The sequence below is a fragment of the Agrobacterium salinitolerans genome, from assembly GCF_002008225.1.
Taxonomy (GTDB): domain Bacteria; phylum Pseudomonadota; class Alphaproteobacteria; order Rhizobiales; family Rhizobiaceae; genus Agrobacterium; species Agrobacterium salinitolerans.
In genome coordinates this window covers 99,141-125,016 of record NZ_MRDH01000016.1, presented here as the reverse complement: position 1 = coordinate 125,016, position 25,876 = coordinate 99,141, and the positions used below count along the sequence as shown (strand labels likewise).

25 protein-coding genes and 3 pseudogenes are annotated in these 25,876 nt (G+C 60.4%); 13 read left to right on the top strand and 15 right to left on the bottom strand.

Annotation, left to right across the window (positions count from 1 at the left end; genetic code table 11):
• Positions 1 to 13: 13 nt before the first annotated feature.
• Positions 14 to 913 carry a LysR family transcriptional regulator gene (locus BS627_RS12695; protein WP_077983587.1) on the bottom strand — a complete coding sequence of 300 codons (900 nt, stop codon included), beginning with the start codon at positions 911 to 913 and terminating at the stop codon, positions 14 to 16.
• A gap of 119 nt (positions 914 to 1,032) precedes the next feature.
• On the opposite strand from BS627_RS12695, the gene BS627_RS12690 reads away from it, so the two are divergent.
• The 6 genes from BS627_RS12690 (at position 1,033) to BS627_RS12665 (ending at position 7,379) form a co-directional block, all read left to right on the top strand.
• A complete protein-coding gene (locus tag BS627_RS12690) occupies positions 1,033 to 1,965 on the top strand; it encodes a VOC family protein (protein WP_077983586.1) in 933 nt (310 codons plus the stop codon).
• 141 nt (positions 1,966 to 2,106) lie between these two features.
• The gene (locus BS627_RS12685) at positions 2,107 to 2,799 is read left to right on the top strand and encodes a hydrolase (protein WP_077983585.1); all 693 of its coding nucleotides are present in this window, start codon (positions 2,107 to 2,109) and stop codon (positions 2,797 to 2,799) included.
• A 72-nt stretch (positions 2,800 to 2,871) separates the two neighbouring features.
• Entirely contained in the window at positions 2,872 to 3,162 is a 291-nt protein-coding gene (locus tag BS627_RS12680) for a XapX domain-containing protein (protein ID WP_077983584.1), read from the top strand.
• Positions 3,162 to 5,144 carry an amidohydrolase gene (locus tag BS627_RS12675; RefSeq protein ID WP_077983583.1) on the top strand — a complete coding sequence of 661 codons (1,983 nt, stop codon included), beginning with the start codon at positions 3,162 to 3,164 and terminating at the stop codon, positions 5,142 to 5,144. Before BS627_RS12680 ends, BS627_RS12675 begins: the two co-directional genes overlap by 1 nt.
• A 199-nt stretch (positions 5,145 to 5,343) precedes the next feature.
• Positions 5,344 to 5,784, top strand: coding sequence for a DoxX family protein (locus BS627_RS12670; protein ID WP_077983582.1), 441 nt, complete (start codon positions 5,344 to 5,346; stop codon positions 5,782 to 5,784).
• Positions 5,781 to 7,379 (top strand): MFS transporter, encoded by a 1,599-nt coding sequence (locus tag BS627_RS12665; RefSeq protein ID WP_077983581.1) that lies wholly within the window; start codon positions 5,781 to 5,783, stop codon positions 7,377 to 7,379. The genes BS627_RS12670 and BS627_RS12665 overlap by 4 nt, the downstream gene beginning before the upstream one ends.
• Positions 7,380 to 7,433: 54 nt before the next feature.
• Here the strand turns inward: BS627_RS12665 and BS627_RS12660 are convergent, their stop codons facing one another.
• Both BS627_RS12660 and BS627_RS12655 read right to left on the bottom strand, forming a co-directional pair.
• On the bottom strand, positions 7,434 to 8,216 hold the full coding sequence (locus tag BS627_RS12660; RefSeq protein ID WP_077983580.1) for a pyrroline-5-carboxylate reductase: 783 nt from the start codon (positions 8,214 to 8,216) through the stop codon (positions 7,434 to 7,436).
• 123 nt (positions 8,217 to 8,339) lie between these two features.
• On the bottom strand, positions 8,340 to 9,191 hold the full coding sequence (locus tag BS627_RS12655; RefSeq protein WP_165691238.1) for a LysR family transcriptional regulator: 852 nt from the start codon (positions 9,189 to 9,191) through the stop codon (positions 8,340 to 8,342).
• A gap of 130 nt (positions 9,192 to 9,321) precedes the next feature.
• Between BS627_RS12655 and BS627_RS12650 the strand changes: the two genes are divergently transcribed.
• The gene (locus tag BS627_RS12650; RefSeq protein ID WP_077983578.1) at positions 9,322 to 10,842 is read left to right on the top strand and encodes an MFS transporter; all 1,521 of its coding nucleotides are present in this window, start codon (positions 9,322 to 9,324) and stop codon (positions 10,840 to 10,842) included.
• A 211-nt stretch (positions 10,843 to 11,053) separates the two neighbouring features.
• Here the strand turns inward: BS627_RS12650 and BS627_RS12645 are convergent, their stop codons facing one another.
• The 7 genes and pseudogenes from BS627_RS12645 to BS627_RS24825 all read right to left on the bottom strand — a co-directional run.
• Positions 11,054 to 11,338: a copper-binding protein gene (locus BS627_RS12645; protein ID WP_077983577.1), complete on the bottom strand. Its 285-nt coding sequence runs from the start codon at positions 11,336 to 11,338 to the stop codon at positions 11,054 to 11,056.
• Positions 11,339 to 11,361: 23 nt separating this feature from the next.
• Entirely contained in the window at positions 11,362 to 11,838 is a 477-nt protein-coding gene (locus BS627_RS12640; RefSeq protein ID WP_077983576.1) for a cupredoxin domain-containing protein, read from the bottom strand.
• Positions 11,839 to 11,892: 54 nt separating this feature from the next.
• Entirely contained in the window at positions 11,893 to 13,242 is a 1,350-nt protein-coding gene (locus BS627_RS12635) for a multicopper oxidase family protein (protein ID WP_077983575.1), read from the bottom strand.
• Positions 13,243 to 13,256: 14 nt separating this feature from the next.
• Positions 13,257 to 14,732 (bottom strand): TolC family protein, encoded by a 1,476-nt coding sequence (locus BS627_RS12630; protein WP_077983574.1) that lies wholly within the window; start codon positions 14,730 to 14,732, stop codon positions 13,257 to 13,259.
• A complete protein-coding gene (locus tag BS627_RS12625; protein WP_077983573.1) occupies positions 14,729 to 14,959 on the bottom strand; it encodes a hypothetical protein in 231 nt (76 codons plus the stop codon). Before BS627_RS12625 ends, BS627_RS12630 begins: the two co-directional genes overlap by 4 nt.
• Before the next feature lie 87 nt (positions 14,960 to 15,046).
• Positions 15,047 to 15,460: a hypothetical protein gene (locus tag BS627_RS12620; protein ID WP_077983572.1), complete on the bottom strand. Its 414-nt coding sequence runs from the start codon at positions 15,458 to 15,460 to the stop codon at positions 15,047 to 15,049.
• Positions 15,461 to 15,583: 123 nt separating this feature from the next.
• Positions 15,584 to 15,685: pseudogene (locus tag BS627_RS24825) on the bottom strand (acetyltransferase); the annotation flags it as partial.
• A gap of 150 nt (positions 15,686 to 15,835) precedes the next feature.
• Between BS627_RS24825 and bioB the strand changes: the two are divergent.
• The 5 genes from bioB to BS627_RS12590 are packed head-to-tail and all read left to right on the top strand — an operon-like array spanning position 15,836 to position 20,982.
• Entirely contained in the window at positions 15,836 to 16,870 is a 1,035-nt protein-coding gene (bioB, locus tag BS627_RS12610) for a biotin synthase BioB (protein ID WP_077983571.1), read from the top strand.
• A complete protein-coding gene (locus BS627_RS12605) occupies positions 16,867 to 18,012 on the top strand; it encodes an 8-amino-7-oxononanoate synthase (RefSeq protein WP_077983619.1) in 1,146 nt (381 codons plus the stop codon). Before bioB ends, BS627_RS12605 begins: the two co-directional genes overlap by 4 nt.
• Positions 18,009 to 18,647 (top strand): dethiobiotin synthase, encoded by a 639-nt coding sequence (gene bioD, locus BS627_RS12600; RefSeq protein ID WP_077983570.1) that lies wholly within the window; start codon positions 18,009 to 18,011, stop codon positions 18,645 to 18,647. Before BS627_RS12605 ends, bioD begins: the two co-directional genes overlap by 4 nt.
• On the top strand, positions 18,644 to 19,939 hold the full coding sequence (locus BS627_RS12595) for an adenosylmethionine--8-amino-7-oxononanoate transaminase (RefSeq protein WP_077983569.1): 1,296 nt from the start codon (positions 18,644 to 18,646) through the stop codon (positions 19,937 to 19,939). The genes bioD and BS627_RS12595 overlap by 4 nt, the downstream gene beginning before the upstream one ends.
• 56 nt (positions 19,940 to 19,995) lie before the next feature.
• Complete coding sequence (locus BS627_RS12590) at positions 19,996 to 20,982, top strand: beta-ketoacyl-ACP synthase III (RefSeq protein WP_077983568.1); 987 nt, start codon at positions 19,996 to 19,998, stop codon at positions 20,980 to 20,982.
• A gap of 155 nt (positions 20,983 to 21,137) precedes the next feature.
• On the opposite strand, the gene arsK is transcribed toward BS627_RS12590, so the two are convergent.
• The 5 genes and pseudogenes from arsK to BS627_RS24710 form a co-directional block, all read right to left on the bottom strand.
• Positions 21,138 to 22,355, bottom strand: a complete 1,218-nt coding sequence (gene arsK, locus BS627_RS12585; protein ID WP_077983567.1) for an arsenite efflux MFS transporter ArsK — start codon at positions 22,353 to 22,355, stop codon at positions 21,138 to 21,140.
• A complete protein-coding gene (locus BS627_RS12580; protein WP_077983566.1) occupies positions 22,352 to 23,779 on the bottom strand; it encodes an NAD(P)-binding domain-containing protein in 1,428 nt (475 codons plus the stop codon). Before BS627_RS12580 ends, arsK begins: the two co-directional genes overlap by 4 nt.
• 54 nt (positions 23,780 to 23,833) lie before the next feature.
• The gene (locus BS627_RS12575) at positions 23,834 to 24,154 is read right to left on the bottom strand and encodes an ArsR/SmtB family transcription factor (RefSeq protein ID WP_077983565.1); all 321 of its coding nucleotides are present in this window, start codon (positions 24,152 to 24,154) and stop codon (positions 23,834 to 23,836) included.
• Between the two features lie 76 nt (positions 24,155 to 24,230).
• Positions 24,231 to 24,461, bottom strand: a pseudogene (locus tag BS627_RS12570) (NAD(P)H-dependent oxidoreductase); the annotation flags it as partial.
• Positions 24,450 to 24,571, bottom strand: a pseudogene (locus BS627_RS24710) (arsenical-resistance protein); the annotation flags it as partial. The pseudogenes BS627_RS24710 and BS627_RS12570, both read right to left, overlap by 12 nt.
• A 337-nt stretch (positions 24,572 to 24,908) precedes the next feature.
• Between BS627_RS24710 and BS627_RS12565 the strand changes: the two are divergent.
• A complete protein-coding gene (locus BS627_RS12565) occupies positions 24,909 to 25,853 on the top strand; it encodes a TAXI family TRAP transporter solute-binding subunit (protein ID WP_077983564.1) in 945 nt (314 codons plus the stop codon).
• Positions 25,854 to 25,876 lie beyond the last annotated feature (23 nt).

The window sequence follows — 25,876 nt, the reverse complement described above, 5'->3', positions numbered from 1 at the left end:
CAGCGGTGCGACCCTAGCCCAGCATCACCATATGCGCGGGTAATTGCTCTTCGAAGAATTTCGAGAAAGTCGCGATGCGGGGCGGCAGTGCCTGATAGGGCGGATAATAAAGCGTCAGCCAAAGTTCCGGCGGAGCCCAGTCAGGCAGGACATGAACGAGCCGGCCGCTGCGGATATGTTCGGCAATGTGAAATCCCGGCAGCATGGCCACACCGGCGCCTTCCGCCGCCATATCGGCCAGAACCTCGCCATTATTGGCGCTGAATGCGCGGCCGGCCGAGATGGCGATGCTCGATCCGCCGTCCGACAGGACCCAGTTCTCCCGCCGGCTTTCGCCGCTATAGGCAAGGCAATCGTCAGGGGTCAGTTCGCCCGGATGTTCCATCTGCGTGAACCGGCTGCCCGGGGCCGCCACCAATATTCTCGGCACGGCCCTGATCTTGCGCCAGATGGTGAATTTGTCCGATGGGGCCGACGAAATGCGGATTGCCAGATCGTAGTCGTCATCCACGATATTGATCAGGCCGTCCGAGAGCGAAATCTCGAAGCACATTTTCGGATAGAGTTCCCGGAAGCCGGACAGGATCGGCGGAAGGACCGTCTTGCCGAGCCATGTCGGCGCGCTGATCCTCAGGCGCCCCTCATCGGCCTTGTGCGCGTTGCGGACATCGCGCCGGGCATTCTCCAGCGCCTCGACCGCCGGCTGGATCTGTGCGGCGAAGACGGCGCCGTTGGTCGTCAACGACACCTGGCGGGTGGTGCGGACGAATAATTGCACACCGAGATCGTCTTCAAGCGCGGCAATTGCACGGGTGACGGCAGCCGCCGTCATGCCCAGTTCGCGGGCGACCTGCGCGAAGTTGCGCTTTTCGGCCGCCATCAGGAAGGTTTTGAGAGCTTTATAATCGTTCATCGCTATTATTTCAAAAATCGCAATTCATTCGAGAGGAATATTGCAATTCCGCGAGGCAATCAAGCAGGTTACATCTTTATCCATCGAAACGGACACACCAAAGATGAAAGGCGCCGACGATGATCAAGGATATCAAGGGCCTGCACCACGTCACCTCCATGGCGTCGGATGCGCGGCAGAACAACAGTTTCTTCACCGATACGCTCGGCCTGCGCCGGGTCAAGAAAACCGTCAACTTTGACGAACCCAGCGTCTATCACCTCTATTACGGTGACGAGAAGGGAACACCGGGTACGGTCATGACCTATTTTCCCTTCGCCAACATGATGACCGGTCGTCCCGGTGTCGGCGAGGTGGGCGAGACGCAGTTTTCCATCCCGAAGGGTTCGCTGGGCTTCTGGAAAGAGCGTCTCATTGCCAAAGGCGCCGCCGGCATTCAGACCGACACGGTCTTTGGCGCCAATCGCCTGCGCTTCACTGGTCCCGATGGCGATGGCCTTGCACTGATCGAAACCGGCGATGACGCCCGTGCCGCCTGGCTGGCCGAGGGAATTTCCGAAGATAACGCCATACGCGGTTTCACCGGCGCACGCTTTAATTTGCATGACACTGCCGCAACCGAAGAACTGCTGCGTTTCATGGGTTATGATCGGACTGAAGTTGAAGGCAATGTGACACGTTTCGTCATTCCCGGCGGCAACGGGGCAGATACGATCGATCTTGCCGCCCTGCCCAAGACGCCCTTTGCCCGTCCGGGAGCAGGTTCTGTCCACCATATCGCCTTCGCGGTCGAAAACCGCGAGAAGCAGCTGGAAGTGCGCAAGGCGCTGATGGATACGGGCTATCAGGTCACCCCCGTCATCGACCGCGATTATTTCTGGGCGATCTATTTCCGCACGCCGGGCGGCATCCTGTTCGAGATCGCCACCAATGAACCCGGTTTCGACCGCGACGAGGATACCGCGCATCTGGGCGAAGCGCTCAAGCTGCCGAACCGCTACGAACCTTTCCGCAATCAGATCGAGGCGAACCTCGCTCCGCTTGCGGCATAAGGCGGGCTTTTGCTCCGCATCGACTGACTGAAGCATATCCAAGCCATTCAAGACGGCTGCCCCGCTGGCAGCCGACCGGCCAAGCCTTCTCAATTTCCATAGCCGCAGACCGGCAACAACCACCTGAACGGAGAACTGAAAATGTCCAAGCTCGAAGTCCTTACCCCCGCCAACAGCCAGCTCATCTTCATCGACCAGCAGCCGCAAATGGCTTTCGGTGTGCAGTCGATCGACCGGCAGACCCTAAAAAACAATGTCGTCGGCCTCGCCAAGGCGGCAAAGATTTTCAATATCCCGACGACCATTACCACGGTCGAAACGGAAAGCTTCTCCGGCAACACCTTCCCTGAACTGCTCGCGGTCTTCCCGGAAAACGACATTCTGGAACGTACTTCGATGAATTCCTGGGATGACCAGAATGTCCGCGATGCCCTGGCGAAGAATGCCGCCAACGGTCGCAAGAAGATCGTCGTCTCGGGCCTGTGGACGGAAGTCTGCAACACCACATTCGCGCTCTCGGCGCTCCATGATGTCACGGATTACGAAATCTACATGGTGGCGGATGCGTCTGGCGGCACCTCCGCCGATGCGCACAAATATGCCATGGACCGCATGGTGCAGGCCGGTGTCATTCCCGTCACCTGGCAGCAGGTGCTGCTTGAATGGCAGCGCGACTGGGCACGCAAGGAAACCTACGACGCCGTCACCTCGCTGGTGAAGGAACATTCCGGCGCCTACGGCATGGGTATCGATTATGCCGTCACCCATGTCCATGGTGGTGAAGAACGCGTCAAGCACGGCAAGCGCATCGGCCCGAACCCGGCCAAGAAATAAGCTTTCACCCGCGCCGCGCCGGCAGGATCGCCATCCAGCCCGGTGCGGCTTTCACCCGTCGAGGAGGTTCCCATGAAAGTCTATCTTCTGTCCCTTGGCGCCGGTCTGCTGGTCGGCATCGTTTACAGCCTGCTCAATGTGCGCTCTCCCGCACCGCCCGTCATCGCTCTCGTCGGTCTGCTCGGCATATTGGTCGGAGAGCAGATCATCCCCTTCGCGAAGACGATCGCCGGCAAGGAACCGGCCGCCGTTTCGTGGTTCAACCAGATCAAGCCGCACATGTTCGGCCATATGCCGAAGGGCGGCGCTGAAACAACTGGCCTTGCCGAAGTCAAGCAGCCGACCGAGCGGGAGAGAAGCTGATGACGACACGTCGCACCTTTCTTGGCGCGGCCTCGAGCCTTGCCTTTCCGAATCTGTTTTCACCGGCTAAAGCCGCTGATCCCATCAAGAGCGGAGGTTCTTCCATGCATCCAGATACGATCCTTCACAACGGCCGCGTCACGACGCTCGATCGCGGCAATCCGAATGCAACGGCGGTCGCCATCAAGGACGGACTGTTCCTGGAGGTGGGAAGCGACACCGAGGTCATGGCCCTTGCCGGGCCGGACACGAAGATCATCGACCTGAAGGGAAAGCGGGTTCTGCCCGGCCTGATCGACAACCACACCCACGTCGTGCGCGGCGGCCTCAACTTCAACATGGAACTGCGCTGGGATGGCGTGCGCTCGCTTGCAGATGCCATGGACATGCTGAAGCGCCAGGTGGCAATCACGCCGGCCCCGCAATGGGTGCGCGTCGTCGGTGGTTTCACTGAACATCAATTCGTCGAAAAGCGCCTGCCGACCATTGAGGAGATCAATGCGGCGGCGCCGGACACGCCGGTCTTCCTGCTGCATCTTTACGACCGGGCGCTGCTGAACGGCGCCGCCCTTCGCGCCGTCGGCTACACCAAGGATACGCCGAACCCGCCCGGCGGCGAGATCACCCGCGATGCGAACGGTAATCCGACCGGCCTGCTGCTCGCCAAGCCGAATGCAGGCATTCTCTATTCGACGCTCGCAAAGGGACCGAAACTGCCGCTCGATTATCAGGTCAATTCCACCCGCCATTTCATGCGTGAGCTGAACCGGCTGGGTGTGACCGGTGTGATCGACGCCGGGGGCGGCTTCCAGAACTATCCCGACGACTACGAGGTGATTCAGAAACTGTCGGATGAGAACCAGATGACGGTTCGGCTGGCCTATAATCTCTTCACCCAGAAGCCGAAACAGGAGAAGGAGGATTTCCTCAACTGGACGTCATCGGTCAAATACAAGCAGGGTAACGACTATTTCCGGCACAATGGTGCAGGCGAAATGCTGGTCTTTTCCGCAGCCGATTTCGAGGATTTCCGTCAGCCGAGACCGGACATGCCGCCGGAAATGGAAGGCGAACTCGAAGACGTCGTCCGGATACTGGCGGAAAACCGCTGGCCCTGGCGTCTGCACGCCACCTATGACGAGACGATTTCGCGCTCGCTGGATGTGTTCGAGAAGGTCAACAAGGACATTCCGCTGGAAGGACTGAACTGGTTCTTCGATCACGCGGAAACCATCTCGGAACGCTCCATCGATCGTATTGCCGCGCTTGGCGGCGGTATCGCGACCCAGCACCGGATGGCGTATCAGGGCGAATATTTCGTCGAGCGTTACGGCCAGGGCGTGGCGGAAGCCACACCGCCTATTGCCCGGATGCTGGAAAAGGGCGTGAATGTTTCGGCCGGTACGGATGCAACGCGCGTCGCCTCCTATAATCCGTGGGTATCGCTGTTCTGGATGGTGACGGGCAAGACGGTGGGCGGCATGCAGCTTTATCCGCGCGCCAACTGCCTCGACCGTGAGACGGCGTTGCGCATGTGGACCGAAAAAGTCACCTGGTTTTCCAACGAGGAAGGCAAGAAGGGCCGCATCGAAAAAGGCCAGTTCGCCGATCTCGTGGTGCCGGACAAGGATTATTTCTCCTGCGCGGAGGATGAAATCTCCTTCCTTACCTCCGAACTGACCATGGTCGGCGGCAAGATCGTCTATGGCGCCGGCGACTTCAGGACACTCGATGAAAGCAATATTCCGCCGGCCATGCCCGATTGGTCGCCTGTGCGAACCTTTGGAGGTTATGCCGCCTGGGGAGAGCCGCAGGGTGCTGGAAAGAACTCGCTCAGACGCGCAGCCATCACCTCTTGCGGCTGTGCCAGCGATTGCGGCGTCCATGGTCATGACCATGCCGGTGCCTGGACGTCGAAACTGCCGATTGCTGACCTCAAGGGGTTCTTCGGCGCGTTGGGCTGCTCCTGCTGGGCAGTCTGAGCCGATCTTAAAGACCCAACGGGCGGCACATGCCGCCGCCCGTTGGCATGAAAATCGACCGCAAACTCAATATTGCGAAAATAACAATTATATCGAAACTATTGATGCAATTGTTGGCGGTAATCCTTTGCGCCAATATCGCTCCATCAGATGAACGCAGCGCCGCTCGAACCGACCGGCCAGATCGCAGGAGCAAAAAATGACCGAGCCATCTTCAACCCTTCGACTTCGCGGCTTCCTAGCAAATGTCGTTGCCGCCCCCACCACAAAGACCCTTGCGCTTCTGGCGCTTTGCTCTGCCTATATTCAGGGGCCGCTGACCAAGATCTTCGACTTTCCCGGCGCGATCGCCGAAATGAACCATTTTGGCCTTCAGCCGGCGGCCGCATTCGCTGTCGTCGTCATCCTGTTTGAGCTTACCGCCTCCACTCTGGTCGTGTCGGGCTTCCTGCGCTGGGCCGGTGCGCTGGCGCTTGCAGGTTTCACGCTTCTGGCCACCTTCATCGCTTTGCGCTTCTGGGAAATGGCGCCTGGCATGGACCGCATGATGGCCACCAACGCCTTCTTCGAGCATCTTGGCCTTGCCGGTGCCTTCATCATCGTCGCCGCAATCGATCTCACGAAAGGAACAGGCAAATGAGTGCCGCAAAATCCTCCGCGAGCAGCTTTGCTCCCCTTGCTCAACCGGTTTTCGCCGTCCTCTGGGCGGCGACGGTGCTTGGCAATACCGGCAGCTTCATGCGCGATGTCGCCAGTTCATGGCTGATGACCGATCTTTCAGCCTCGCCGGCGGCCGTCGCCATGGTTCAGGCGGCAGGGACGCTGCCGATCTTTCTCTTGGCAATCCCGGCCGGCGTGCTGACGGATATTCTCGACCGCCGCAAATTCCTGATCGCGGTGCAGCTTCTGCTGGCCTCGGTCAGCGTCACCCTCATGGTTCTTGCTCACACCGGACTTCTATCCGTCAGCGCCCTGATCGGGCTCACCTTCCTCGGCGGTATCGGTGCGGCGCTGATGGGCCCGACGTGGCAGGCCATCGTGCCGGAACTGGTGAAGCGTGAGGATATCAAGAGCGCCGTGGCGCTGAACTCGCTCGGCATCAACATCGCCCGCTCCATCGGTCCTGCCGCCGGCGGCATTCTGCTTGCGGCCTTCGGTGCGGCCGTTACCTATGGCGCCGACGTTGCCAGCTATTTCATTGTCATCGCCGCCCTATTGTGGTGGCCGCGGGTGAAGAACGCCGACGATGCGCTGGCCGAAGGTTTCCTCGGCGCTTTCCGGGCAGGCCTTCGTTACACCCGCGCCAGCCGGCCACTGCATGTCGTCCTGCTGCGGGCTGCGATCTTCTTTGCATTTGCCAGTGCTGTGTGGGCGCTGTTGCCTTTGGTCGCCCGGCAATTGCTCGGCGGCGATGCGAGCTTCTATGGCATCCTGCTCGGTGCCGTCGGCGCCGGCGCCATTGGCGGCGCGCTGATCATGCCGAAGCTGCGCGGCCGTTTCGATGCCGATGCCCTGCTGCTGGGTGCGGCTCTCACCACTGCGCTCGTCATGGCGGGGTTGTCCTTCGCACCGCCAAAGTGGCTTGCCATCATCATCCTGCTCTTCCTCGGTGGCGCATGGATCACGGCGCTGACCACGCTGAATGGTGCCGCCCAGGCGGTTCTGCCGAACTGGGTGCGCGGCCGTGGCCTTGCCGTTTACCTCACCGTCTTCAATGGCGCGATGACGGTCGGCAGCCTTGGCTGGGGCGCTGTTGGTGAAGCGACAGGCGTTCCGGGTGCGTTGCTGATTGGCGCTGCGGGATTGCTGATTGCGGGCGTCGTCATGCACCGCCTGAAATTGCCTGCGGGCGATGCGGATATGGTGCCGTCCAACCATTGGCCTGAACCGCTCGTTGCCGAGCCGGTCGCCCATGATCGCGGCCCGGTTCTGATCCTGATCGAATATAATGTCGAAAAGCATCACCGCTCGGCTTTCCTGCATGCGCTGGACGAACTTTCCCAGGAACGTCGCCGCGATGGCGCCTATGGTTGGGGTGTGACGGAAGACTCCGCCGATCCCCAAAAGATCGTTGAATGGTTCATGGTGGAATCCTGGGCCGAGCATCTGCGCCAGCACAAGCGGGTTTCCCACGCTGATGCGGATTTGCAGGGCAAGGTGCTGGCTTATCATTCCGGGCTGGAAAAGCCTGTCGTGCGGCACTTCCTCACAATCAATCGTCCGGGGAAGGCATAAGACAGAAAGGGGCCGAAAGGTCCCTTTTTTGTTATTGCCGCTGCAACTATCCGGCTATTGCGTAATCCGCTCCAGCACGCGGCTCAATGCTTCTTTCAGAGTCCTTGAACCTCCCTTGCCGTTAAAGTCCAGCAGCACTTGCTCGTTGAGGCCGCCTTTGGTGGCGAATTCGCGGCTGGTCTCGCTAAAATCAGCCTTGCTTCCGGCCAATACCGCCACCTCGGAGAGACCGGCGAAGAGGGGAGTAATATAGGAACGGGCCTTTTCTTCTGGCAGACCGTTTTCAGCCAACCATTCGGTCGTTGTCTGCATGATGCCGAAATAGGTGGCCATCAGCGCGCTGGCGGCGGCCAGAAGATCGTATTCCGCTTTCGTCTCGCATTCCACCGCATTACCAAGCACGTTGAAGATTGCAGCCGTATCCGTATCGGCGGGATAAATGGCGGTGACGCCCTTGCGCCGGGCGACGAAGGGCAGCGGGATCGCCTGGGCGAGACGCACATCCGCGCCGATCCAGTCCACAAGCGTCTCGCGGCCGGTTGCGGCAACGACGCTGATGACTTTCTGCGCGTCCTGGAACCGGAGAGGCCGAATGACTTCCTCGGCTATCTGCGGCCGGATAGCCAGCATGACGGTATCGCAGCCATCGACGATTGCCTGATTATCGCCAGAGACGATCACCTGTGGGAAATCGGCGGCAAGCCTGGCGGAAATATCGGCACTGCGTTGTGACACCATCACATGTGGAACGGCGGCGGGCTTCGCGAGCAGGCCACGCACCATCGCGTCGGTGATGGCGCCGGTTCCGATAAAGCCGATTTTCTGGGGAAGTGACATGAAGTCTCCGCTGCGGCGATTGGACCGAGAGAAGCATCGGCCGTTTCATTTTTCGTCCGATGCTAAATTTTCTGCCGGGAATTGTCGACAAGCAGGCGACGCCAATCTGCGGGACCATAGTGATTATGCTGGGCGGTGCTCGCGAAATGCCGCGGCGAGTGTGCGTAACGCTTCCCGAGATCTGCCGTCCGTCAGGGTCGAGAACATGATGATTTCCGTGGAAGGCAGTGGCGGCAGGCCAAAACGCTGGCTGACCTCCACGGTGCCGGGTGGCGCAAGACGGCAGGAGAAGGCGGAAACCGCAAGGCCCGCCGAGACGGCGGCGGTCACCATCGACGATGTGCCGCCGAGAAACACTTCCGTCCACGCAATCGCAGCCGCATCCAGGGCGCGGGTGGCGATGTCACGCACGCCACAGGCGGGTGAGAGCGCCGCCAGCCGCAGCGGTTCACCCCGACGATATTCGAATTGCGGGGTCGCATACCAGCCGAAATGTTCCGGTCCGAGCACTTCGCCGTCGCGCCGGTCATCCTCACGCCGGATGATCGCGGCATCGATCTCCCCACGGTCGAAGGCGTCCAGCAAGGATCGGGAATGATCCATGCGCACTTCAATCGTGAGCCCGGGGTCGTGGTCGTTGAGACGTGCAAGCAGGGTCGGAACCTCCGGTCCCGCAACGTGGGCGGCAATGCCAAGGCTGAAGCGGCGGCGCGGCGAGGAAAGACCCGCCAGCGCCCGATCATGCGCGGCGAGAAACTCGCGGGCGGGGGCCAGAAACACCGCGCCCTGCGCTGAAAGCCGCACGGAGCGCGGCGTGCGTTCGAGCAGCCGCTGGCCGAGCCTATCTTCCAGCCGCTTGAGCTTGACGCTGATGGCGCCCTGGGTGGTACCGAGCGCTTCGGCAGCACGGGTGAAGCTCTGCATATCGGCGATGGCAACGAAGGCCTCGACGGCCTCAACATCCAGCGTGCTCATATCGATCATTCCAATTTGTTGTCTCTGAAATAGCCAATCATCCAATTCAGTTATGGTCAAGCTTTGTCTAGCGTACCTCCTCCACAGACCGGTTTTCGCAGTGGCGGACCGACCCATGAAAGGCTGAAGAATGACCCTTGCCGTTACCGCACCAGCAAACAGCAGAAGCGCCATGGCGCTCGCTGCCGTTTGCCTCTCCGCCCTGATGTTCGGGCTGGAAATTTCCAGCGTTCCGGCGATCCTGCCAACACTCGAACAGGTGCTGCATGCGGATTTCCGCCAGCTTCAGTGGATCATGAACGCCTACACGATCGGCGTGACGATGGTGCTGATGGCGACGGGGGCGCTGGCAGATCGCTTCGGTCGCAAACGTGTCTTCATCGCCAGCATCGCCGCTTTTGCACTCTCCTCTCTGGCCTGCGGAATGACGGAAAACGTCTCGGTGCTGATCGGCGCCCGTTTCCTTCAGGGGCTGAGCGGCGGAGCGATGCTGGTGTGCCAGATCGCCATCCTGTCGCATCAGTTCCGCACGGCACGTGAACGCGGCATGGCGTTCGGGTGGTGGGGTGTCGTCTCGGGCATGGGGCTGGGCTTCGGCCCAATCGTAGGCGGCGTCATCGTTGCGCTTTGGAGCTGGGAATGGGTTTTCCTCGTTCACGTCCTGCTCGGCGCGGGAACATGGCTGCTTGCCGCCGGCAGCGTTGGGGAATCGCGTGATCCGGAGGCGGCGCGTCTCGATCTTGCCGGCATGGTCACGCTTTCGGTCGCCGTTTTTTGCCTTGCCTTTTTCATCACCCAGGGACCCGCGCTCGGTTTTGTGAGCCCGACGGCGCTTCTGATCCTTGGCATTTCTCTGGCAAGCTTCATCGCCTTCGTGATTGCTGAAAAGCTTAGTTCAAGACCGATGTTCGATTTCTCCGTCTTCCGCATCAGGCCTTTTTCGGGGGCGATCATCGGCTCTGCGGCGATGAATATCAGCTTCTGGCCATTCATGATCTATCTGCCGATCTGGTTTCAGGCTGGCCTCGGTTATGACAGCGTCACCGCCGGCCTCGGCCTGCTTGCCTATACGCTGCCAGCGCTGGTGATGCCGCCCTTGGCGGAGCGCCTGTCGTTGCGCTACCAGCCGCTCCTCGTCGTTCCGGCCGGATTATTCACCATCGGCCTCGGTTTTATGCTGATGAAATTGGGAAGCGGCATCGAAAATGCGAGCTGGCTCACCATGCTGCCCGGCTGCATCCTCGCCGGTATCGGGCTGGGGCTGACCAATACGCCCGTCACCAACACCACCACGGGTGCGGTTTCTCCCGCCCGTTCCGGCATGGCCTCGGGCATCGACATGAGCGCACGGATGATTTCGCTCGCCATCAACATCCCGATCATGGGCTTTATTCTGGTCGAGGGCGTCCAGGCTTCGCTTTGGGCAAACCTGCCTTCCGGTGCGGATGTGCATGAAGTGCAGTCGCTGGCGGAAAAGATCGCGGCAGGAACTGCCGGCGCCTCGGCGCAGGGGATTTTGGAAGAACTCGTCCATCGCGCGCTTGCGGACGGGTTCGGGCTGGTCATGCTCTATGCCGGCATCAGCGTCTGGTTCCTTGCCGCCATCAGTTTCATGATCTTCGGTCCGGCGCGAAAACCCGCCCGAGGTTAGGGCGACGGCTGCAAGAGGGAAAGCTGTTTTCTTCGCCTCGTCATTAGCAGCGTTGCGCCTGGAAGCGCGGAAACAGGGCCGCAGCATGCTGGAATGGATCAGCTTTAGGGATGATGCCAGCTCGGGAAAATCTGCGATCCCGTGGCTTCTTTACCATCGTATCGCACACGCCTGTGCGGATCTCTCACAGGCGTGTGCAACTGCCGATGTCTTATTTCACCTGGGCGACGACCAGCTTGCCGTTTTCGCGTTCGGCGACGAACTCGATATTGGCGCCTTCCTTGAGCTTGGCGAGGATCGCATCGTCCTTGACGCGAAACACCATCGTCATGGCCGGCATGTCGAGGTTCTTCAGTTCTTCATGGATGATGGTGACCTTCTTGGCTGCGGTATCGACCTTTTTGACCGTTCCCTTGGTGAATTCTTCCGCGAATGCACTGAGGGGAGCGGTGAGCAGGAGTGCCGTTGCAACGGCGATTTTTACGAGGGTCTTCATGGTCAGATTCCTTTGTTGCCGGGTTACTTTGCAGAAACTTTGAGATCGCCGCGCATGCCGGCCTCGTAATGTCCGGGCTTCAGGCAGGCGAATTCGAACATGCCGTCATTGGTGAATTTCCAGATGATTTCGCCGCTTTCGCCGGGCGCGAGGCTGATCGCATTCGGATTGTCGTGCTCCATTTCCGGAGCCTTCTCCATGGCGGCCTTGTGCTCCAGATTGGCCTTCTGTTCGTCGAGAATGAATTCATGGTCCAGTTCGCCGACATTCTTCACGGCGAAGCGAACCGTTTTGCCCTTTTTGAATTCGAATTTGGTGGGCGTGAACACCATCTTTCCATCAGGCGTTTCCTTCATCGTCACCTGAATGGTCTGGGTCACCTTGGCCTTGTCGCCCGGTTCACCGATCGCCATCGCTTCATGGCCGCCGCCATGAGTGCCCGATGCAAGGGCGGGCGTGGCGAGAGCGGCAAGAAGCAGTGCAATTTTCAGTTTGGTCATTCCATATTTCCTTGATTTTGGTGAGGGATCTTGTGGGTGTGTGTGGCTGCGCGATCAGCCGTGTTTCATCGGTTTCGGCGTGATCTGCGTTTTGGGGTCATTGGTCTTGGTCGTATCCGGCAACGTGCCGGTCCATTCCCAGGCCTGGGTTCCGGGCGGATTTTCGTACCAGCCGGGATCTGAGTAATCGCCCGCGGAGATGCCTTCGCGGACCTTCACCACGGAGAACATGCCGCCCATTTCGATCGGGCCGTGCGGCCCCCAACCCGTCATCATGGGTACGGTATTTTCAGGGATTTCCATTTCCATCGCGCCCATATCGGCCATGCCGGCGGTGCCCATCGGCATATATTCCGGCCGCACCTTGCGGATTTTCTCTGCGACAGCCTTCTTGTCGACGCCGATGAAGGTCGGGACGTCATGTCCCATGGCGTTCATCGTATGGTGCGACTTGTGGCAATGGATCGCCCAGTCGCCGACATATTTGGCGTCGAATTCGTAGGCGCGCATGGCGCCGACGGGAATGTCGATGCTAACCTCCGGCCAGCGCGCCTCGGGCCGCACCCAGCCGCCATCCGTGCAGGTCACCTCGAAATCGTAACCATGCATGTGGATCGGATGGTTGGTCATGGTCAGGTTGCCGACGCGCACGCGCACCCGGTCGTCCTTGGAAACCACCAGCGGATCGATGCCCGGAAACACCCTGCTGTTCCATGCCCACAGGTTGAAATCCGTCATCGTCATGATCTTGGGAACGGAGGCGCCGGGGTTGATGTCGAAGGCGTTGAGGAGGAACACGAAATCGCGGTCTACCGGCATGAAGGTGGGGTCCTTCGGATGGACAACGAAGAAACCCATCATGCCCATCGCCATCTGCACCATCTCGTCCGAATGCGGGTGGTACATGAAGGTGCCCGATTTCACGAGGTCGAACTCGTAGACGAAGGTCTTGCCGACAGGAATATGCGGCTGCGACAGGCCGCCCACCCCATCCATGCCGGACGGCAGGATCATGCCGTGCCAGTGGATCGTCGTATGTTCCGGCAGCTTGTTGGTGACGAAAATACGCACCCGGTCGCCTTCGACGGCCTCGATGGTCGGGCCGGGCGACTGACCGTTATAACCCCAGAGACGGGCGGTCATGCCCTCCGCCATTTCGCGCTCCACCGGCTCGGCGACAAGGTGGAATTCCTTGACGCCGTTGTTCATCCGGAAGGGCAGGGTCCAGCCGTTCAACGTGACCACAGGGTTGTAATCGGGGCCGGTAGTGGGCTTGACCGGGGCCTGGGTCGCGGCCGTTTCCATCACGGCCGCTTCCGGCAGGCTGGTGTTGGATGTTTTCGCCCAGGCCGCCGAGGAGACCATGGCGGCGCCGACACCCAGAAAGTTTCTTCTATTGAACATGGTGATTTCCTTTCTCAGTGTCCGCCACCGCCGCCAGCGGCGGCAACCTCGGTCTCCGCACCTGCCGCAGCACCCGTACCTCCCCCGTAGATGGCGGGAGCGAGGCCGGCCTCCGCGAGCCAGAAGTCGCGTTTGGCATTGATGGCCAGCAGGTTGGAACTGACCTTTTCCCGGCTGTCGGCCAGAAGCTCGAAGGTGTTGGTGATCATGCCATTATAGGTCAGCAGCGACTGCTCCTCGATTTTGGTGCGCAGCGGCACCACGCTGTTGCGGTAGTGTCGGGCGATGTCGTAATTTGAGCGATAGGCCTGATAGGCGGAGCGGGCTTCCGAGCGGACATTGACCGCCTTTTCCGCCAGCAGGTTCGCCGCACGCATATAGGCGAGTTCGGATTCCCGCATGCGTGCCTGACCGGAATCGAAGATCGGAATGACGAATTCCAGCTCTGCATTGCCGGTTGTCTGCTTGTGTTTTTCGCCATCCTCCAGCTCGCGTTCGGTCTCGAAGCCGGAGCGGATTTCGAGATCGGTCACATATCGGGTGGCTTCGGTGAGCTTGAACGATCGGGCGGTTGCCTCCAAATCGAGCCTGGTCATCTGCAGGTCCACGCGGCGCTGCAGCGCCTCGGCCTCGATCATGTCCCGTTTGGCAAGCGCCTTCGGAAGCGGGGGCAGGCGGTTGGGAATGGTGTATTCGATGTCGGCGCCCCACAGTCCCATCAGCCGCGTCAGTTCCTCCTTGGCAAGGCGGGCCTCAAGCCGCGCCTTGGCGATCTGGCCCGTCAGTTCGGCGTAAAAGACCTGCTCGCGGGCTTGGCCTTCCTTGTTGAGCGAACCCGCTTCCCCAAGCTTGACGGCAAGTTCCGAGGCGGCATCCGCCGCGGTCTGTGCCTGCGCCAGCTGGCCGACATTTTCCCATGCCGCCACTGCGGTGATCCAGGCGCGGCGGGTATCAGACGCCAGTTGCAGCGTCTTCAGCGCGGCGCCAAGCTGCGCCTTACGGAAACCGGTATCGGCGATCTCGACATTTTTCTTGAGGGTGGCGAGCGCCAGAATATTGGTGACGACGACACCTTCGATCGCCTTGTAGGCCCTGAGACCTGGGGTGCCGATCCCCGTCAGCCCGATGCCGATCCGCGGATTGATCAGCATGGTCGATTGCCATGCGGTGGCGGCGGATTCGCCGAGATCGGCATAGGCCGCCTGAAGGCCTTTGTTGTTCAGCAGCGCAACCTGCACCGCCGTCTCGACATCAAGGGTCTTGCTCTCTGCCATCAGCGATTTAACGCGGGCCTGCGTCGCCTGCGCCTCGGTCCGGTTCTGCACCCAGACCGCCTGTTTTCCCGTCGCCTCGGATGTCCTGGCCGAAACATTGGTGAAACCGGCGTCGCGCGACGCATACTGGGCGGCCGTGACACAGCTGCCAAGAAGAAACGGCAGGCAAAGGGTGGCCGCGAGTTTCGCGCCCAGTTTGAAGGTAAGTATCGTCATGATGCGTCTCCTTTCGGAGCCTGCGCATCGTTCTGGTTCCGCCAGGGCTTCGGATCCACCGGCGTGCGGTGCGCGTAACCCGCGACCGGGGTCTGATAGCGGATAGGGGCGGCGCCGAGCGACGGGTTTGCCGCGTCGTCATAGGAGGCGGTCTCGTTCATCAGGGATGTGGCTGTGCAGCCGCCCAAAAGCAGGGGCACTGCAACCACAATGTAAATTGGGTTCATGGTTATTTTCCGAACAGGAGATTCAACGGCGCGACGGCGCTAAAGCCGCTCACGCACGGTCATTGCCCAAAGGCGGGCTTTGCCTGTTCAGATATTCGGGGGACGGTGAAGCAGCGGAGTCTGGCCCAGCGCCTTGCTGTCATCGAGGAACGAGCGGATGCTGTTGACGACGGGTCTGCCAGTGGTGTCGTGGCTGATCAGGACCGCCATGCCGAGACAGAAATCGCCGCAGCATTGGGGCTTTGCGGTTTTTTGGGCGCCGCTATCATGCTCGGCGGTCATGTCGTTGTGATCATGACTATCGGACATCATGGTTGAACCGCCATGGTCCATCATCGCGCCGTGGTCGATCATGGCGGACTGATCGTGCTGCATTCCACCGGCTTCGGCAGGATGCATTGCGGCATCGACAGTGGAAACGCTATAGCCCGCCAGTGACAGGATCATCACCAGTCTGAACAACAGGGCCATTAATTTCGATGCTCGCAACATCTCACGCATGCGGGATAGAAAAGCTGCACTCCTGTGATTTGTCAATGGATATACCTCATAACCATTGACGAAAGCCGTCATGTCGCATTCCCGCGCAGCGCGGGTGGCAAGCGTACTGGCGTAGCTTGCGGCCTATTCTCCCGTTGCGCGACATTGAAGAGGATCGAGCGGATAGGGTCGCCCCTGTCCGCCGAGGGCGGAGCGTCCCGTCTGTTCGAATCCCAGCCGGCGATAACCCCATGGCCCCAACGATCCTGCTCCCGCATCTGCCGCCCATCTCTCCTGTCAAAAAATCTTTCCCGAAAAAAGTGCTTGCAAAACGGGGTTCGAGAAAAATAGATAAAACGAACTTCTATCTATTTATTTTGAGGGAAAGATCGACAGATGGGCCAGATCGTGACGCAAATTGACAGAAATCTAGCTCCAATTGCGAGTCCTGGAGATCGTTCGTCGCTTGAGGAAGCCATAATTATCTATAATTTGCCGTTTAACGATCTTCTGTTCCGCGCCCAGCAGGTGCATCGCTGTCATTTCGATCCGAACGCCATCCAGATGAGCCGGCTTTTATCCATCAAGACCGGCGGCTGCCCGGAGGATTGCAGCTATTGCAGCCAGTCCGCCCGCAACCCGACAGGCCTCAAGGCCTCCAAACTCATGGAAGTGGAGCGGGTGCTGGCTGAGGCGCGCAAGGCGAAGGAAGGCGGCGCGACGCGTTATTGCATGGGTGCTGCCTGGCGCAATCCCAAGGAGCGCGACATGGAGGCCGTGGTGGCCATGGTCGAGGGCGTGAAGGCGCTCGGCATGGAAACCTGCATGACGCTCGGCATGCTGACGCCGGAGCAATCCGAACGGCTAGCCGATGCCGGTCTCGACTACTACAACCACAACGTCGACACTTCCGAGCGGTTTTATTCTGAGATCATCACCACCCGCACCTTCGAGGACCGGCTGGAAACGCTGGCCAATGTCCGCGATGCCGGCATCAAGGTCTGCGCCGGCGGCATTCTCGGCATGGGGGAAACGGTGGAAGACCGGATCTCGATGCTGGTGACGCTCGCCAATCTACCGGTTCCGCCGGAAAGCGTGCCGATCAACATGCTGATCCCGATCCCCGGATCGAAGCTTGCCAATGCCGATCCCGTCGATCCCATCGATTTCGTCCGCACCATCGCGCTGGCGCGTATCCTCATGCCGCATTCGCATGTGCGGCTTTCGGCCGGGCGCACGGAGATGAGCGATGAGACACAGGCGCTCTGTTTCCTGGCCGGCGCCAACTCCATCTTCATCGGCGAGACGCTGCTGACGGCGGATAATCCGGGTGAGGACCACGACACGGCGCTTTTCCGCCGTCTGGGCCTGAGGCCGATGGAATTGCAGTCCACGGAATTGCAGTCTGGGGAGGCGGGAGGGTGCCGGTGAACCTTGCGGCGTTCTCCCCCTACGAGGCGAAGCTTGCCGGCCTGGAGCGCAAATCGCGGCTGCGCGCGCTTGCTCCTCAACAGGGGGTCGACTTCACCTCCAACGACTATCTGGGGCTTGCCGATTCACCCCGGCTGAAGGCGGCAATCGCCGACGCCATCGGAAGGGGCGTGCCGGTGGGGGCCGGCGGCTCGCGGCTGCTGCGCGGCAACCATCCCGAACATGAGGCGCTGGAAGCGGAAGCGGCGGTGCTTTTCGGGGCGGAAAAAGCGATCTATTTCGGCAGCGGTTTTACCGCTAATGTCGCACTGTTCTCCACATTGCCGCTGCGGGAAGACCTCGTTCTTCACGACGCCCTGATCCATGCCAGCGTCCATGACGGTATCGTGGCCGGCAAGGCGAAGGCGATCGCGGTGCCGCATAATCAGGTCGAGGCATTCGAACGGGAAATAATCCGCTGGCGGCAAGAGGGTGGCCGGGGCCGACCGTGGATCGCCGTCGAAAGCCTTTATTCCATGGATGGCGACCGTGCGCCGCTTTCGGCCCTGGCTGATCTTGCCGGGAAATATGAGGGCTTCCTTGTCGTCGACGAGGCTCATGCCACCGGTGTTTTCGGCCCCGGCGGGCGTGGCCTTGCCGCGGAGCTGGAAGGCCGGGACAATTTGGTGGCGTTGCACACCTGCGGCAAGGCGCTCGGTCTTTCCGGTGCGCTTTTGAGCCTGCCGGCGGTTCTCGCCGATTATCTCGTCAACCGCGCCCGCGGTTTCATCTATTCGACCGCACCTTCGCCGCTGATGGCTGCTGCGGTTCGGGAAGCCCTGCGCATCGTCGACGATGAACCATGGCGGCGCTTGCGGCTGGCGGAACTGGTAAACTTTGCCGGCGAGGAGCTTCGCTCCCGGCTCGGCGTTGCGCCCAGCGGCTCGCAGATATTACCGGTGATGATAGGCGACAATGCCCGTTCGCTGCGTATCGCCGCGCATTTGCGGGAGGGTGGTTTCGATGTGCGGGCGATCCGCCCGCCGACGGTGCCGGAGGGCACGGCGCGCCTGCGCATCGCCATCACGCTCAATGTGGATGAAAGCCAGATCGCCAATATGATCGGGCTGCTCGCCCTTTCGCTTGCGGAGGAGCGGAGATGAGCCCTCGTTTCGTCATCTCCGGCACCGACACGGGCATCGGCAAGACGGTTTTTTCCGCAGCGCTGACCCAGGCCCTGCAGGCATATTACTGGAAACCCGTGCAATCCGGGCTGGAGGAAGAAACAGACAGCGAGACGGTGGAACGGCTGGGTGGCGTGCCGCGCGGGCGTATTCTACCGGAGGCCTATCGCCTCAAAATGCCGGCTTCGCCGCATCTGTCGGCACGCGGCGAGAATATAACGATCGATCCCGCGCTGCTGCTGCCGCCGCAAACGGATGGACCGCTGGTGATCGAGGGGGCGGGCGGGCTTCTGGTGCCGCTGACGGACACGGTGCTCTTCGCCGATATCTTCGCCCGCTGGCAAATTCCGCTTGTGTTATGCGCAAGGACGTCGTTGGGCACCATCAACCACACGCTGCTCTCGCTCGAGGCGTTGCGGCACCGTGCCATTCCCGTGCAGGGCGTGGTTTTCATCGGAGACGAGAACCGGGAAAATGAGCGCGTCATCGCCAATATAGGCGCCGTTCGCCCGCTTGGACGTCTGCCGCGCCTGCCGGAGATGACATCGGAGGCGCTGCATCGGGCCTTTGCGCGACACTTCAATCTCGCTGATTTTCTGGAGACGCCGGCATGAGCCGTTCCCCGATCTGGCATCCCTTCACCCAGCATGGGCTGGAACCGCCAATGAAACGCGTGGTTTCTGCGGAAGGCGCATTTCTCGTCGATGAGGACGGCAATCGCCTGTTCGACGCCATTTCCTCCTGGTGGGTCATCACCCACGGGCACCGGCACCCGGCGATCATGGCGGCCATCCGCGCTGCGACAGAGGCCTTCGATCAGGTCATTTTCGCCGAGTTCTCCCATGAACCCGCCGAAACGCTGGCGCGCGGGCTGATCGAGCTTGCGCCCGCCGGGCTAAACCATGTGTTTTATTCCGATAGCGGCTCGACTGCGGTTGAGGTAGCGCTGAAAATGGCGCTGGGATATTTCCATAATCGCGGAGAAAAGCGCGACCGTATCGTGGTAATGGAACACGGCTATCACGGCGACACTATCGGCACCATGTCGACCGGTGAGCGCGGTGTCTTCAATGTCGCTTACGAACCGCTGCTCTTCGGCGTCGACCGGCTGGCTTTTCCGGAAGCGGGCAACGAACAGCACACGCTGGACATGTTCGAAAACTTCTGCCGTTCAGGCCGTATCGCCGCCCTGTTGGTCGAGCCGCTGGTGCTCGGGGCGGGCGGCATGAAGATTTACGGCGCGGATGTTCTGGCCGGGCTGAAACAGATCGCCGAACGCCATGGCTGCCTCGTCATTGCAGACGAGGTGATGACGGGCTGGGGCAGAACCGGAACCATGTTCGCCTGCGAACAGGCCGGCATTGCCCCGGATATTCTGTGTACCTCCAAGGGCCTGACCGGCGGCTCCTTGCCGCTGGCGGCAACGTTGTGCAGTGCGGAGATTTTCGATGCGCATTTTTCGACGGATCGCCGCAAGACCTTCTTCCATTCCAGTTCCTATACGGCTAATCCGATCGCCTGTGCTGCGGCTGTCGCCAATCTTCAGGTCTGGCGGGATGAGCCCGTGCTTCAACGCATGGGGCAATTGCAACAGGTTCTGCACGACAATCTCCAGCGATTTGCAGATGACCGGCGTTTTACCGGTATTCGGCAAATGGGGACCATCGCGGCCCTCGATCTCGTGACGCCCGCCGGCGGGTATCTCGCCGAGGCGGGGCCGCGCATGCGGCAATTGTTCCGTAAGCGCGGGTTCGTTATCCGGCCCCTCGGCAATGTGCTTTACCTGATGCCGCCCTATTGTTCGACGGCGGAAGATTTAAGCAGCGTCTTTGGCGCCATCGACGAGGTGGCCGGGATCGTCACCGAAACCGCTCCGCTAAAATCGCGCGCGCTCGGCATCGCGTGAAAACAGGGTGCGGCCATTTTCAGCCTGTTCCAGAACTGTCTCCGAAAGTCCTGACAATGCAGACCCGTTCTTCCCGCATGGCCGGTTTTGGTCATGCCGTTCCGTCAAGATGTGTTGAAAATGCCGAGATTGAGACCAGTCTCGGGCTGGAAGCCGGCTGGATCGAGCGGCGCACCGGCATCCGCACGCGTTATTGGGCGCAAGAGGGCGACACGCTGAGCGGCCTTGCGGCGAGAGCCGGTCGCATGGCGCTGGAAGACGCCGAAATCGCCTCCGATGACATCGCATTGACGCTGCTTGCGACTTCCACGCCGGATCATCTTCTGCCGCCCTCGGCGCCGCTGCTCGCACACAGGCTGGGCCTTACCCGATCCGGCACGATCGATCTTGCCGGGGCCTGTTCCGGCTTTCTTTATGCGCTCACGCTTGCGGATGGCTTTGTCCGCACCCACGGCCGCGCCGTGCTCGTCGTTGCCGCCAATATATTGAGCCGTCGTATCAATCCGGCGGAAAGGGCAAGCGCTGTCCTGTTCGCCGATGCCGCCGGCGCTGTCGTACTCAAGCCCTGCCGCCAGGCGCAGCGTGGGCTTTTGTCGGCCGATCTCGTTGCGGATGGCGGCGGTTACGATCTGATCCAGATAGCGGCGGGGGGCAGTAGCCAGCCCTTCTCAGCCGATACATCCACTGAGGAGGCGCTGATGACAATGCGTGACGGCCGCGAGGTTTTCTCCCGTGCCGTGACGCTGATGACCGAGACCGCGCAAAGGGTGTTGCATGAAGTCGGAATGACGGCAGTCGATATCGACCGTTTCGTGCCGCATCAGGCCAATGCCCGTATGTTCGACGCCGTCTGCGGCAATCTCGGCATTGACAGGCAAAAGACGGTCCGCACCATAGAAAGCTTCGGCAATTCTTCCGCCGCAACCATTCCGCTTTCGCTCTCCGTCACCAATGCCGAAAGGCCTCTCGCGGAAGGCGAAATCCTGCTTTTGACCGCCGCCGGCGCCGGTATGACGGGTGGAGCGGCCGTTTATCGCGCATGAACGATGCAGGGCACGGGATGTCGCGATGCTGTGCTGTATTCACAACTCAGGAAGCTGACTTTATTTGGAGAAATTTGGCTGGTGAACCTGGACCTTCATGGGGTGCGGAGGTGCTGCATAAGGCGGGTTTCCACATCAAGGATGAGCTGCCTGATTTAGGCAGGTTGTTCAAGCTGGGCCGTGTGGTTTCGCGACATTAAGCGCAGGATGCCGATGAAAGCTGCGACTGCAGCTGAACCGAGCAAGGCGGCGACCGACAAGGCCCATGCGACGCCGACCTCGTTCATCATGAAAGCCAAGACAAACGGTGCAGTCGACGAGATGACCAAACGGATCGAAAGGATTTGGCCTTGACGTTTTCCGTAACCTTGGCTTCCGAAGAGGACTAGCGGAAGAGTGCCTTGCACAATGCTGCTGAGGCCTGAACCCAGGCCGAAAACCACCGCAAACACCAGAGCACCTGGAACAGATGGAGCGGTGGCGATCAGAATAATGAGCGCCGCTGGCAACAGAACGGCGGAAATGAGTGCCAAGGTCAATTGAGACAGACCGCTCCCGAAAACCATATTAACGAAGCGGCTCAGAACTTGAGATGGACCAAACAGTGTGCCGACCATGACGGCCATGGCTCCAAGCCCGAGTCCGGAGAGAACGGGAACCATGTGTACGAGCAGCGCGGCGTTGACGAAACTCTCAAGCGCAAAGCCCGTCACCATCAGGACGAACGCAGCTGGTCGTATCGAAGGTTGCAGACCGGGAGCCACTTGCCTGGCCGGTTCTCCGCTCGCGCCCTTGTGGTTTCTTGTAACCTTGAACGACAGCCACGCCTGAAGTGGCAAGCAGACCGAGAGATTGAGCGTAGCGAAGACCATATAGACCTGCTGCCACGACATGTGAGCCTGTAGCGCTGTCGTAATCGGCCAGAAGATCGTTGAAGCGAAGCCGGCGATCAGTGTCAGGTAGGTGATGCTGCGCTGCGCGACCTGCGGCTTGATCTGGACGAGCAATGCGAAGGCCGCTCCGTACTGCACCAGGTTGGATGCCGTCTCGATCGCGATCAGTGAGAGAACGAATGCCACCTTGCCGGAAGAGAGGGCGCAGGCCACCAGCGCCGCGGCGGCGATTGCCGAGCCGCCCGTCATGACACGGCCGGCGCCGAACCGATCGATCCATTTCCCCATCGTGGGCGCGGCGAGGCCCCCGATCAGGAGAGCGGCGGATAGTGCGCCGAAAATCCATTCCAACGACCAGTCCAAATCTCGCGCCATGGCGGGCGCGAGAATGCTGAAGCTGTAATAGAGACTTCCATAGCCAATGATCTGGGTCAGACCGAGGGCAAGGATCGCGGCGGCAGGAACCTTGTTATCGCTCATCGAACCTGTACCAACGTGTTGTCGGCACGGGCAGCACCGTTGCATCCGCATCCCGTCTGCTGGGCCGCCTTCGCCGCCGCGTCGGCCACGCAGCAGGCATCAACATTCGCTGGCGCCGGACCGCCGCAGCATTGCCCAGACCCCGCTCCTTCCGTCAGGCTTACGCCGAGATCGACACTGCAAACGCCTGTCTTCGGCAATACCAAATGGACCTCGCGCGCCGCCTTGTGATCGCCGGCGATCTCCGCCGCCACGGAGCGCACCTGCTCGTATCCGGTCGCCATCAGGAAGGTGGGCGCGCGCCCGTAGGACTTCGACCCGACGATCGTAAAGCCAGGTTCCGGATGCGCGAGTTCGACGATGCCATGCGGAGGCACGTCGCCACAGGAGTGGAGATTGGGATCGATCAGCGGCGCAAGCGCCGGCGGCGCCTCGACGGTAGGATCGAGTGCGATACGCAGTTCGCGCAGGAACGAGTGATCCGGCCGGAATCCCGTGGTCACAATGATCCGATCGACGACGATCGAGTATCGCGCACCAGCGAGCATTGCCTCCACGCGCAGACTGTAACCTTCCTTCTGAATCCTGTTCACCGCGAACGGTGTCAACATATTCAGGCGACCATCCTCCATGGCGCTCTTGGCGGCAAGGCCGAGCGCGCCGCGCTCCGGCAACTGATCGTTCAATCCGCCGCCTAGCAGGCGGTCGAGGCCACCACGACGAAGCGCCCAGAATATCTCCGTGCCCGGTTCTGCCTCCTGAACCTCCATCAGCGCCAGCGCCGCATTGATCGCGGAATGGCCGCCGCCAATCACGAGGACGCGCTTGCCCGCAAACTTACCCCTCTCTACGCCAGCGACATCGGGAATGCCATACGAGATGGAATCGGAAGCCGCCGTCTCGCCGGGGACGGGTAGGCCGTCGACGCCGATCGGGTTCGGTTGCGTCCAAGTGCCGGAGGCGTCGATCACAGCGCGGGCCCGAACCCGAGCTTCCTCGCCATCTTGGTCCCTGTATCTGACGAGGAAGGCCGAAACGTCGCGGCCGGCGGACGAGACTTTGTCCAGACCCTCGCGGGTGATCGCGGTGACGGTGACGCCCAGCTTGAGGTTCCGCGCGATCTGCGGGAGTGAGGCGAGCGGCTGCAGATATGCGCCAACAATGTCGGACCCGGTTGGCAGAGCATCTTCATCAGGGCCTTGCCATCCAGCGTTCTCAAGAAGGGAGCGGGCGGCTGCGTCAATATTGTATCTCCATGGAGAGAACATGCGGACATGTCCCCACTCGATCAGCGAAGCGCCAACCGTGTCGCCGCGCTCGAAAACAATTAACGGGATGCCACGGATGGCGAGATGCGCTGCGGCGGCGAGACCGACCGGTCCGGCACCAATGACGGCCACGGGAAGTTCACCAGCATTCAACATGACAGTTCCTTCGATATTTCTAGTAATTTAGAATTATATGGGCAAAAAAAGGGATCATTCCGCGGCCTCCACGGTCTTCGATGAACAGTTGGCATCGGCACAGCATTCGTCAACGAGATAGCCGACTAGTGCCTGCATCTCCGGATAGTTGGCGCGGCAGATCAGCGTCGTCACCTGCCGTTCCTGGGTCACAAGGCCGGTATCGACCAGGCGCTTCAGATGATGGGAGAGCGTCGACGCCGCGATATCCAGCTTTTCCTGAATGCGGCCTACGGGCAATCCATCCTCTCCGGCGCGAACAAGCGTCCGGTAGAGTTGGAGGCGGGTGATATTCCCGAGGGCTTCAAGCTGGGCGGCTGCTACTTCGATTTTCATGGAAATAAAATGACTCGCATTCACCACGACGTCAAGGCTATTTCGACAGATGTGGAAATAGCCTTGACGCGGTCAGATCGTAGCAGGAGGATGGCTTCATGCGCCCGTCGGCGTCGAATTCCTGAAATGCCTCGGCGACCGACGACTGGTTGGGAACGGTGATCATGCGCATCCAGCGGCTGAGAACCCGGAGCTGGTTGATGGCGTTGAACGACTGCGATCCGCTCAACACCTGTATGAGCGCAAGCGTCTTGCCCTGCGTCGGCCGGACTGAGTCGACAGACAGCGGAATCCAGTCGATCTGCGCTATCGGCAGCAATGGTCGGAAGGTCATCCGATGAACAGCCAACCCAACAGTGCCATCGAGAACGGCTTGACCGCCCAGTTCACCAGCAGCGTTACGCCGATGCCGCACCAATCGACCGGACTGTATCTCGCCGTCAATAAAGCGGATCAAAGTGGTCGGCTCCGTATCCACGAAACGCGGCTTCAACGGCTAATTCATCGGTATCCACGCCGAGAGCGCACGATCATCGAATGAAGCGGATTGTAGCAGAATTCAGGCGGAATCTTGCCAGTCATCCGCGCGCGACAGGCGGAATTTCGCCCGCTGTCGTTCGGGACTCTTTTTCTTCACCGCAAATTCAATTAGTTAGAGTTGGCCCGTCTTTTGCTGCTTCGGCGTCACGCGGTTCCGTTCCGGTAACGGTCGCGTCGATCACAAATGAGTGGGAGGAACCCAGTGAACAGCATATTGAAACGCGCCATCATTTTGGCAATCGCAAGCACGTCCATCACCTTTTCCGGGACAGCGGCAAAGGCGGCGGATTTCATCAACATCCTGACCGGCGGCACATCGGGCGTTTATTACCCGCTCGGCGTTGCGCTCTCCAAGATCTACGGCGAGAAGATTGAAGGTGCTCGCACCCAGGTTCAGGCGACGAAGGCCTCGGTCGAGAACCTCAACCTGCTGCAGCAGGGTCGCGGTGAAATCGCCTTTGCACTGGGGGATTCGGTCAAGCTGGCCTGGGAGGGTAACACGGATGCCGGATTCAAGGCCCCGCTCGATAAGCTGCGCGGGATCGCGGCCATCTATCCGAACTATATCCAGATCATGGCGTCGAAAGAATCCGGTATCGCCACCCTTGCCGATTTCAAAGGCAAGAGCCTTTCCGTCGGCGCGCCGAAATCCGGCACGGAGTTGAATGCCCGAGCGATTCTTGCCGCTGCCGGCATGAGCTATGCAGACCTCGGCAAAACGGAATATCTGCCCTTTGCCGAATCCGTCGAGTTGATGAAGAACCGGCAACTCGATGCGACGCTGCAGTCTGCCGGTCTCGGCGTCTCCTCTTTCAAAGATCTGGCAACCTCCGTCGAGGTACAGATGGTCACGATACCCGAGGAAATCGCCACGAAACTCGGCGCGCCCTACATCAGCGCAACTGTTCCAGCCGGCACATATCAGGGCCAGACTAGCGATGTGAAGACGGTTGCGGTCGTCAATTTCCTCATCACACATTCCGAGGTTTCCGACGAAACCGCCTACCAGATGACCAAGCAGTTGTTCGAGAACCTGCCGGCGCTCGAGGCGGCGCACAAGGCGGCAGCGAATATCCGCATCGAGGACGCGCTCAAAGGCATGCCTGTTCCACTCCATCCAGGAGCTGAGCGCTTCTATAAGGAAAAAGGTCTGCTTTAACGGCGACGGGCGGCGTCCGGCGC